This is a genomic window from Acinetobacter sp. (genome assembly GCF_050285345.1).
Taxonomy (GTDB): Bacteria; Pseudomonadota; Gammaproteobacteria; order Pseudomonadales; family Moraxellaceae; genus Acinetobacter.
In genome coordinates this window covers 1-7,815 of sequence record NZ_JBLZXR010000107.1, presented here as the reverse complement: position 1 = coordinate 7,815, position 7,815 = coordinate 1, and the positions used below count along the sequence as shown (strand labels likewise).

Here is a 7,815-nt window from a genome sequence, read left to right as displayed (position 1 = left end):
AACATTCTTGCGCTTGGGCATAAGCGTCTAGCTGTAGGAATCACCTCCGTTTAAGGGAGGTGAGGATGTCAAGACTCATTTTTTGTTGTTGAGTGAACAAAAACAAGTCAAATTAGATACGTTTTGGTAATTGGCTTGCCCAGTTCATTAAACGGGTTGCATCATTGGTACGTGCAACAGATGAATCTGCGCCAAGTAACACCACAACCGCAGGACGATTATTTAAAGTGGTATGCATTACCACGCAGCGCCCGGCCTCATTAATAAATCCAGTTTTAGAAATATTAATATTCCAACCACCGTTACGCACCAAAGCATTGGTATTGTTTGATTTCAAAACACGGTAGCCGAGATTGAAATCATAGCTTGGTGTGGTTGAGAACTGGCGAATCAAACCATACTGAGATGCGGTATTCACTAAGATACCCAAGTCACGTGCTGACGCTACGTTGCCTGGATGAAGACCTGTAGACTCCATATAATAGGTTGAATTCATGCCCAGTGAACGTGCTTTGGCATTCATCGCTGAAATAAACGCAGAACGTCCACCCGGATAAGTACGCGCCAATGCCGAAGCTGCTGGATTTTCAGATTTCATTAAAGCAAAAAGGAGCGCCTCGGCACGGTTCATGCTATCCCCTGCACGCAGGGTCGAACTCGAACTCTTACAACCAGAACAAGAAAAATCACTTTGTTGTAAAGTAATATTTTCCGACATATTCAAACGTGCATCTGAAATGACCACTGCCGTCATTAACTTGGTAATGGATGCTATCGGCAATGCGGTGTTGCTGTTTTTACTGTAAAGTACTTCACCGGTTTGACCATCCATCACCAATGCAGCACGTGCATTGACTGATGGCTGACCTGTGTATTGATTGGTATCAACAATGCGCACTGTTTTAGTTGGCGCTGTTGGTGCTACACCATTGGAACTACGAACCGAAGTGGTTACTTTTGTCGATCCCTGAGGAGATGGCTCTTCAGCGCTATGAGACAGGTCACCATTCAACAACTGATCTGCATCTTCCGAAGACCAGCTGATATTTGACTGCGGATTCGCACCACTATTCATGATAAGTTCAGCTGAGCTCAAACTACTCATACCCAACAAAACTGACATGCCTAATATATGCATTAGGGACTTATTTAATTTTTTCACCATTGCTCACTCAACTCAGGATACTAAACATTTGCGTAAGACCTGCAATATGCCGTACATTTACCACAACCCAGAACATTTTTCGCTCACGCATTGTGTATGAAGTTTTTCATTTCATATAAGAATAGCATTGCTAATTTTGTCGTTTCATTGCAAGCTTATTTTGCTTTATGTAACAAAAAAAATAGATTTGATTTGAGGGAGAGTGTAGGTGATCACAGTTTTAGTGGTAGATGACCACGAATTAGTCCGTACCGGTATTTGCCGTATGCTCGAAGATCATGCTGATGTCCAAGTGATCGGTCAGGCGGAGTCTGGCGAAGATGCGATTACCTTAGTACGCCAGCATCACCCAAATGTTGTACTTTTAGATGTGAATATGCCCGGGATTGGTGGCGTAGAAACAACACGTCGTTTATTACAAACTGCACCAGAGACCAAAGTCCTTGCCGTCAGCGGCTTAGCCGAAGAACCTTACCCATCATTATTACTCAAAGCCGGTGCCAAAGGCTATATCACCAAAGGTGCACCAGTTTCTGAAATGGTGCGTGCCATCAATAAAGTGATGCAAGGTGGTAAATATTTTAGTGCCGATATTGCAGAACAATTGGCCAGTTCTTACTTATCTGATACGCAACAATCTCCTTTCGATGCTTTGTCAGAACGTGAAATGCAAGTGGCCATGATGGTGGTGAATTGTATTAGTGCTCAGGAAATTTCCGATAAATTATTTGTCAGTGTGAAAACCGTCAATACATACCGTTATCGTATTTTTGAAAAATTAAATATCGACAGTGATGTCAAACTAACGCATTTAGCGATTCGCTACGGGTTAATCAAACCTTAACAAAACTTACATGTTGTTACTTTCATGACACAGCGTTCAGTTCATCGTGAATTGAACCAGTATCATTTGGGGCTTTGGTACAGTGCTTATCGCTTTATCATCAGTGCTTGTTTGTTGCTGGTTTTTTTACTCACCTATCCCCAACTCAATTCGGATTATGAATACCCACGTCTGTACCTTTATGTCCTGACGATCTATCTATTTTTTACCAGTATTCAATTCCTGTCACTTGGTCGCTTTAAAGTCCGTATTGCAGATCAACTGCTGATGCTGTTTGTGGTCGATGTCATCGCTCTAAGCTTATTAACTTTAGCAATCGACGGCCCCAACTTACACCTCAGCCTGTTATTTGTTATTACCATTTTTGCTGCATCTTTATTGCTCGATGCCAAAAAAGCCTTGGTGATTACCTTAGTGGCTGTGATTTGTGTGGTGTATCAACTGTTTTTAGGCTCCATTTTGGAGTTTACGTCACTTAAAAATTTGACCAACAGCGCCATTTTAGCCTTCCTATTTTTTGTAGTGTATGGCAGTGGACAAATTGCGGTAAAACGCTTTCAAATCTTGGAAAATTTAAACTTTTCTCAGTCTCTAGAATTACATCGATTGCAAAATATTAACCGTTATATTCTGGAACAAATTGATACCGGCTATTTGGTTTTAGATGAAAATTGTCACGTTGTGTTGAGCAATCCTGCGGCTTGTCATTTACTCGGTATGACAACCTCTTATCAACAGGATAAGTATCCGCTGTATACCGCACAGCCGGATTTATTTGAGCTACTCAAATTTGAAGAACTCAAGAGTGGTGAAAAATTCCAATTTGAATCACAACAAAGTCGCTATCACATTCAGGTATTGGTACAAAAATTAGTGGTGCCACATCAACTGCTCACTTTATTGGTGTTACAGGATGCTCAGCGTCTCAATCAGCAGGTTCAACAATTAAAATTGGCGGCATTGGGCCAGCTTTCGGCCAGTATCGCACATGAAATTCGCAACCCTTTGGCTGCAATTGTGCATGCCAATGATTTATTGCCCCATAGCGAAGCCGAGCAGCAACAAATGCTCAGCAACATGATTTCGCGCCAAGCCGTACGCATCGATCGTATTATTCAAGACACACTCAATATGGTACGCAACAAAGAAACCCATCCGACGGTTTTAGATTTGGTGCAATTTATTCCACGCTTTATTCAAGAAGACCTTGCTGATGTACAGGCCAAGATTCGTTTGAATATTGAGGCTGAAACTCACATTACGTTTGATGAGGCTCAATTACGCCAAATTTTAATTAATTTGATTCGTAATGCACTGCGACATAATGCGCCTGAATTTCCCTATATCGAGCTCAATGTGCAAATTCAACAGCAAAAAGTACAGATCGATGTACAAGACTTCGGGACAGGAGTCTCGATCCAAGACCAAGCTCAGCTCTTTCAGCCATTTTTTAGTACCGAAATTACTGGAACTGGTTTAGGATTATATCTTGCACATAGCTTCTGTGAAGCTAACCAAGCACAGCTTTCCTATGTAGAACAAAAACAGGGAGCGTGTTTTCGAGTTTCGTGCCAACAAGTTTTGATTCAATAGTGATTTAAATTATTTTGGGGAAAGTTGTGGACTCTCAACCGCTGGTGTTATTCGTTGATGATGAAGAAGACCTATGTACACTGATGCAAATGTCACTGTCACGCATGGGGGTGACCACCCATGTCGCACATCGTCTGGATGAAGCTAAAATCGCCTTATCCAAACATGTCTATGATGCCTGCCTGACAGACCTGAATCTTCCCGATGGCAATGGCCTACAGCTTTTAGACTGGATTAGTGAGCACTGCCCTGCACTGCCTGTTGCGGTACTCACCGCTTATGGCAATATGGAAATTGCCATTGCGGCACTTAAAGCCGGCGCTTTTGATTTTGTCAGTAAGCCCATCAATCCCAAACACCTCGAACAACTGCTACAAAAAGCCCTGAATAAACCTATCAATACCGATGTTCCAGCCCAAGACAGCTTGGAACACAAAATGTTGATTGGGCAATCGCTTCCAATTCAACAACTGCGTAAAACCCTGAAAAAAGTTGCTCGCTCACAAGCACCTGTGTTCATTACCGGTGAATCCGGCACAGGCAAAGAAGTGGTGGCCAATTTGGTGCATCGCTTAAGTAACCGCAATGAAGGTCCGTTTATCGCTATCAACTGTGGTGCTATTCCCACAGAGCTGATGGAAAGCGAACTCTTTGGGCACAAAAAAGGCAGTTTTAGTGGCGCTACACAAGATAAACAAGGGCTAATTCAATCGGCTCATGGTGGCAGCCTGTTTCTGGATGAAATTGCGGAACTTCCGCTTGCCATGCAAGTTAAACTGCTGCGTGCCGTGCAAGAAAAACGTATCCGCCCTGTCGGTTCTGACAGCGAAATTGATGTCGATTTTCGCGTGATCAGCGCCAGCCATCAAGATCTTGAAGCGCTGGTACAACAAGGGCGTTTCCGCCAAGATTTATTTTTCCGGATTCATGTAATGGATTTGGTCTTGCCTGCTTTACGTGAACGAGGTGAGGACATTCTGCTGCTCGCACAGCACTTTATCCAAAAGGTCAGCCATGAATGGGATATTGTCGCTAAACTGTTAACTGAACGTGCGAAAAACTTCCTGCTCAGTCAGTATTATCCGGGCAATGTTCGTGAATTGCGTAATATTATTGAACGTGCCATGACGCTCTGTGATGATGACAGTATTGATGTGCAACACCTGCAAAGTGCACCGCTACGTCAGCCGAACAATCTATTCAATCCACAAGCTACACCGACTGAAAACACCATGGCACCAGTAACGCCAACAGAAAGCCCTCTGATCTCTCGAAAGCTGCCTGAAGAAGGTTTGGAATTATATTTAGAGACCATTGAAAAAGAAATTCTGCTCAATGCGCTGAATCTGACCCATTGGAACCGCACGCTTGCAGCGAAAAAGCTCGGGATGTCTTTCCGCTCATTGCGCTATCGTCTGAAAAAATTTGGACTGGATACCGAAGCTGAAGATGAAGAAGTCCTCTAGCCTTATGGTTTTTGACTTAACAGCAAATCTGCAACATGATCGACATAGCTTTCTTCACGTGTGTCATGTTGTAGCGGATAATTAAAATTGGGTTGTACCCCGATGCCTTCGATCATTTTGCCATTCGGGGTTAAATACTGCGACACAGTCATTTGCAAAGCCGCACCATTACTCAATGGAAATAGCTTCTGTACAACACCTTTGCCATAACTTTTCTCACCCGCGACCCAAGCGCGTTTATGTTCTTTTAGTGCCGCGGTAAATACTTCGGCCGCAGAAGCCGAGCGGCTATTAATCAAAATACCAACTTTTAAATTTTGAAATTCAAAGCTGGGGAGTGCCTGAAACTCTTGATCGCCTTCAGAACGACTGCGCGTTGAAACAATCACCCCTTGATTCAAAAACAAATCCGCAGATTCAACTGCCGCAGACAATAATCCTCCCGGATTATTTCTTAAATCAAATAACACCGCTTTCACTTTTGGGGTATGACTTTCAATTAAACGTTTAATTTCATTGGCGGTATCTTGCTGGAAAACTTTGACATGTAGCACCAGCACCTGATTATTCAGTAATTTTGATTCAATATCGGTTTCAATTTTGGTGTTGCGGACAATACTGAGTGGTTGACTCGTCATCAGTAATTGCAAACTCAAGGTTGAACCAATCGCACCGGACAATAAATGCCGAACCTGATCCTGATTGAGTTTTTTGAGCTCTTGGTCATCAATTTTAAAAACAACGGTGCCATTTTTTAGCCCTAACTTGGCTGAATCCGCGTCATTTTTTAAATTATAAATCACCCATTGCTGTAAGGATGGATCAAAACGTAAATTAAAATCCACGCTGGCCAAATCACCTTCGGTGTATTGCAATAATTGCTTGTAATCTTCAGCAGATAAATAGCGGGAGTAGCGGTCTAGACCACTGACTAAACCAGAAATAGCTTGTTGAAATAAAGCATCATCATTTTTTTCAACCACATAGTTGTCTTTAACGATGCCATAAATTTGCACAAATTGTTGAATCGATTCGACGGGAACTTCAGCATAACTTGGCTCAAAACCCCCATCAAAATCATCGAAAGCCGACTTTGCTTTGTCGGCTCCCCAAGCGAAATGACTAGCACACATAAGCGCTGTAAAACTTACAACTGATATCCAGTGTGCTTGAGCCATTCCATTTTCCTTACATACATATTAAGCTTGAAGTGTAATGAGATTACGACCTTTCATTTCTGCGGGTACAGGCAGGTGCATCAGAGTCAATAAAGTAGGTGCTACATCTGCCAGCACGCCACCTTCTGCAATCGTTGCCTGAGTTGGGCCGACATAGATGAACGGTACAAGTTCAGTAGTATGCTGCGTATGAACCTGACCACTTTGGTAATCTTGCATTTGTTCCACATTACCATGGTCCGCTGTGATGAGCATGTGACCTTTTTGTGCCATCACTGCTTCATACACACGACCTAAACAGGTATCAACCGCTTCAACGGCTTTGACTGCGGCATCAAAGACACCGGTATGACCCACCATGTCACCATTGGCATAGTTCACCACCAACAAGTCAAACTCACCCGAATTGATTGCAGCTACCAGCTCATCAGTTACTTCATAGGCACTCATTTCAGGTTTTAAGTCATAGGTTGCAACGCTTGGTGATGGAATTAGAATGCGTTTTTCACCTGGGTATTCATCTTCACGACCACCACTGAAGAAGAAGGTTACATGCGCATATTTTTCAGTTTCTGCAATACGTAATTGAGTTTTACCCAAATCCGCCAAATACTCACCAATCGAGTTATGAAGCGCTTCTGGCATATACGCCACAGGGGCATCAATGGTCGCTTGGTAACGCGTTAACATGACAAATTTTGCAAGGTTTGGCACAACTTTACGCTCAAAACCAGCAAAGTCTTTTTCCACAAATGCTTTGGTAATTTCACGTGCACGATCAGCGCGGAAGTTCATGAACACGATGCTGTCACCGTCTTGAATAGGCGCTAAATCACCAATACGTGTCGCTTTCACAAACTCATCTGACTCTTCTGCTGCATACGCAAGTTCTAAGCCTTCAACCGCTGTTGCTGCTGTACGTACTGCTTCACCTTCAGTCAATAAACGATAAGCTTGTTCTACACGATCCCAACGGTTGTCACGGTCCATGGCAAAGTAACGGCCAATCATGGTTGCAATACGACCTTGACCCGGATATTGCGCAAATAGTGCATCTAATTTTTCTAAAGACGGCTGTGCACTTTTTGGTGGTGTATCACGACCATCAAGGAAAGCATGTAGATAAACTTTTGCACCACGTTTAAGGGCCAATTCAGCCATTGCCACAATATGATCTTCGTGTGAATGTACACCACCTTCAGACAACAGCCCCATAATATGCACAGCGCCTTGGCTGGCTTTGGCTTTTTCTACTGCGTCTACCAAAACTTCGTGTTCAAAGAATGCGCCAGTACGAATATCTTTGGTAATACGAGTAAAGTCTTGATACAGCACACGACCAGCACCCAAGTTCATGTGGCCAACTTCCGAGTTGCCCATTTGACCATCTGGCAGGCCAACATCTTCACCCGAACCAGAGATCAAACCATGCGGATGCTTTTCCTGCATTGCAGTCAAGTTTGGTCGTTTTGCTGCTAGAAAGGCATTGTCCTCGACCGCTTCGCGATGACCCACACCATCCATAATTACCAATACGTGAGGGATTTTGCCAGCAGTTGCATCCGTCAT

Annotated in this window: 6 protein-coding genes; 3 read left to right on the top strand and 3 right to left on the bottom strand. The window is 43.3% G+C overall.

From position 1 onward, the window contains the following. Positions 1 to 112: 112 nt before the first annotated feature. A complete protein-coding gene (locus tag ACN6OV_RS09105; RefSeq protein WP_427952204.1) occupies positions 113 to 1,162 on the bottom strand; it encodes a serine hydrolase in 1,050 nt (349 codons plus the stop codon). A 211-nt stretch (positions 1,163 to 1,373) separates the two neighbouring features. On the opposite strand from ACN6OV_RS09105, the gene gacA reads away from it, so the two are divergent. From gacA to ACN6OV_RS09090, 3 genes are read left to right on the top strand one after another with little or no spacing between them, the layout of a single operon-like run. Beyond that, positions 1,374 to 2,009: a response regulator transcription factor GacA gene (gene gacA, locus ACN6OV_RS09100; RefSeq protein ID WP_427952202.1), complete on the top strand. Its 636-nt coding sequence runs from the start codon at positions 1,374 to 1,376 to the stop codon at positions 2,007 to 2,009. A gap of 24 nt (positions 2,010 to 2,033) precedes the next feature. Continuing rightward, positions 2,034 to 3,602, top strand: coding sequence for a sensor histidine kinase (locus tag ACN6OV_RS09095; RefSeq protein ID WP_427952200.1), 1,569 nt, complete (start codon positions 2,034 to 2,036; stop codon positions 3,600 to 3,602). A gap of 26 nt (positions 3,603 to 3,628) precedes the next feature. Continuing rightward, positions 3,629 to 5,068, top strand: coding sequence for a sigma-54-dependent transcriptional regulator (locus ACN6OV_RS09090; protein ID WP_427952198.1), 1,440 nt, complete (start codon positions 3,629 to 3,631; stop codon positions 5,066 to 5,068). 2 nt (positions 5,069 to 5,070) lie between these two features. Here the strand turns inward: ACN6OV_RS09090 and ACN6OV_RS09085 are convergent, their stop codons facing one another. Both ACN6OV_RS09085 and gpmI read right to left on the bottom strand, forming a co-directional pair. Beyond that, positions 5,071 to 6,246, bottom strand: coding sequence for a S41 family peptidase (locus ACN6OV_RS09085; protein ID WP_427952196.1), 1,176 nt, complete (start codon positions 6,244 to 6,246; stop codon positions 5,071 to 5,073). 21 nt (positions 6,247 to 6,267) lie between these two features. After that, the gene (gpmI, locus tag ACN6OV_RS09080) at positions 6,268 to 7,815 is read right to left on the bottom strand and encodes a 2,3-bisphosphoglycerate-independent phosphoglycerate mutase (protein ID WP_427952194.1); all 1,548 of its coding nucleotides are present in this window, start codon (positions 7,813 to 7,815) and stop codon (positions 6,268 to 6,270) included.

What these genes read in the sequence shown, in the direction of transcription:
- ACN6OV_RS09095 (WP_427952200.1), top strand. Translation starts at nt 2,034, where the DNA reads ATGACACAGCGTTCAGTTCATCGTGAATTGAACCAGTATCATTTGGGG.
- ACN6OV_RS09085 (WP_427952196.1), bottom strand. Translation starts at nt 6,246, where the DNA reads ATGGCTCAAGCACACTGGATATCAGTTGTAAGTTTTACAGCGCTTATG.
- gpmI (WP_427952194.1), bottom strand. Translation starts at nt 7,815, where the DNA reads ATGACGGATGCAACTGCTGGCAAAATCCCTCACGTATTGGTAATTATG.